Origin of the sequence: Gordonia sp. (in: high G+C Gram-positive bacteria) (assembly GCF_049299075.1) — a bacterium.
Lineage (GTDB): Bacteria > Actinomycetota > Actinomycetes > Mycobacteriales > Mycobacteriaceae > Gordonia.
In genome coordinates this window covers 1-2,050 of record NZ_JBAQWU010000505.1, presented here as the reverse complement: position 1 = coordinate 2,050, position 2,050 = coordinate 1, and the positions used below count along the sequence as shown (strand labels likewise).

3 protein-coding genes and 1 pseudogene are annotated in these 2,050 nt (G+C 66.3%); 2 read left to right on the top strand and 2 right to left on the bottom strand.

The features are described 5' to 3' along the window. Window positions 1-474, top strand: a pseudogene (locus tag WAW85_RS16030) (hypothetical protein); the annotation flags it as partial. Window positions 475-514: 40 nt separating this feature from the next. Beyond that, window positions 515-1,429 carry a hypothetical protein gene (locus tag WAW85_RS16025; protein ID WP_422560583.1) on the top strand — a complete coding sequence of 305 codons (915 nt, stop codon included), beginning with the start codon at window positions 515-517 and terminating at the stop codon, window positions 1,427-1,429. Between the two features lie 18 nt (window positions 1,430-1,447). On the opposite strand, the gene WAW85_RS16020 is transcribed toward WAW85_RS16025, so the two are convergent. Both WAW85_RS16020 and WAW85_RS16015 read right to left on the bottom strand, forming a co-directional pair. After that, window positions 1,448-1,744: an MGMT family protein gene (locus WAW85_RS16020; protein WP_422560582.1), complete on the bottom strand. Its 297-nt coding sequence runs from the start codon at window positions 1,742-1,744 to the stop codon at window positions 1,448-1,450. Further along, window positions 1,744-2,050, bottom strand: a 307-nt coding sequence (locus WAW85_RS16015; protein WP_422560581.1) for an alpha/beta fold hydrolase, incomplete at its 5' end; no start/stop codon positions are given. The genes WAW85_RS16015 and WAW85_RS16020, both read right to left, overlap by 1 nt.

Here is a 2,050-nt window from a genome sequence, read left to right as displayed (position 1 = left end):
CCCCAGCACAGTTCCAACAAGGGCATGTTCGTACTGATGGGCGTCCTCATCGCTGCCCTTGTTGGTCTGGGTGCATGGCTGGTGGCAGATAAGCTAGGGGGGCAGGATTCGCAAAATTCGGCCGATGCCACGGCCGCCAACGCTCCGGTGAACACGACGACGACGCTCACGGCGACGGAGACCGCCACCGCTGCGCAGACGGCGACCGCGACCTGGTCTGCCGGTCCGCCGCCGCCGGACAACCAGCCGTGTCCCGGGTACGCGGGGCTCGGCACCGGATACCCACAGTGGACCGGCTGTGAGTTCGCCGCGAATGTGCGCAACTCGTATATCGCTGGCGGCCCGATGGGCGAAGTCCGGTCGATCAACGGATGGGCGCCGCAACAGCAGAAGAACTACGAGATGCATTGCGCGCCGTATCTCGGCGTCATCGCCTGCCGCGGAGGCAACCAGGCCGTTGTCTACATTTACTGACAGGATCGTCGACTAACCGTCCTTCGTTCGAGGAGAACACGTGCGTACGTATCTTTGGGGCCGACTGCGCCCAGCGGTGGCCACCCTGATCGGTGTCGGTCTGGTCAGCGTGAGCGCAATATCGTGTGGACAGACCGACGGTACGCCCGCGCCGGTGCGCAGCACAGCTACTTCCGGGGCGGCCAGTACCGCGGCGTCGACTTCGCGAGTGACGGGTACGTCAGCATCCGCGGCGGGCAACCCCGACTACGCGGAGCTCCACGCGAGCTGGGAGAAGTCGGACTTCGGTCCCGGCGTCGGACTCGCGCTGGTCCCGGTCGGCGGCGGTGAGGTCCTGACCTTTGGAAATCAGAATCAGCGTGTCGCCTGGTCGACGATCAAGGTGCCGCTCGCGCTCGCCGCGCAGCGCAATGGGTCTAAACAGGCACTGATCTCCAAGGCGATCATCAATTCGGACAACGATGCGGCGCTATCGCTCCGCGAGTCTCTTGGTACCCCGGAGGAGGCCCGCACCAAAGTTACGGCCGTGCTGCGCGATGGTGGCGATGATTCCACCGCGGTGGTGACGATCAAGGCGGCCGATGAGACCTTCGGACTTACCGAATGGAAACTGGCCGACGCGGCGACCTTCGCCGCGCATCTTCCGTGTATGAAGGACACCGACGAGATCCTCACCTACATGGGCGAGGTGAACAGCAATCAGCAGTGGGGGATCGAGTCGATGACCTCGCCTCGGGTGACCACCGCGCTGAAGGGTGGATGGGGACCGGCAGACCAGGGTGGATACGAGGTCCGGCAGCTTGGGCTGATCACGTGGAAGGATGGTCGCGAGTTGGCCGTCACCATGCAGACATATCAGCCGGGCCAGGAGATGAGTACCGGCATAGCCCATCTGAACGAGGTGGCCGCGTGGCTCGACAAGAACGTGGCGAAATTGCCGCGCGGAAAGTGCTGAGCGTCGTGTTCGGTACCGCTAGCGCAGGTCGGCGCGGCATTCGCGGAGCAGGACTCGGTCGCCCGAGATCGGTGCACCCTCGTCGCGCAGCAGCGTCAACTGTTCGGCGGCCTGGTGGATCGCCGGGCGGCCGGATGCGGTGATCACCCGCTGCCACGGCAGATCCGCGCCGTCGGTGCGCAGGATCCAGCCGACCTGCCGGGGATTGGTGAGCCCGGCAGCGTTGGCCAAGTCGCCATAGGTGGACACCTGCCCGGGCGGGATGGCGGCGATCAGTGCCCGCACGCGCTCCACCTGTGCGTCGGTGACGACCATCAGAGCAGTTCCCGGACGAGTTCGGCCACCGTTTCCGGTGCCAGGTACGGCACCATGTGCTCGGTGTCGACGTGGCGCACCCGCACCTCGGGGCGCTGCGCCGCGCAGCGCGCCAGAAAGTCCGCGGTGACGAACGGCGGCTGCACCCGGCCAGCGACGACCACCCGCGTCGGCATCCGCTCCGGTGGCAGCTGGGCCGGGCGGGCCATCTCGCTCCACGCGGTGATCGCCGTCGGCAGGCACACCCGCCAATCCACACCGTCGGCGGTGGGCATCAGATGGTCGACGAGCTCCTGATCTAGCACG

Bases quoted from the DNA above. Each gene is read 5' to 3' on its own strand.
- WAW85_RS16020 (WP_422560582.1), bottom strand. From the start codon at position 1,744: ATGGTCGTCACCGACGCACAGGTGGAGCGCGTGCGGGCACTGATCGCC.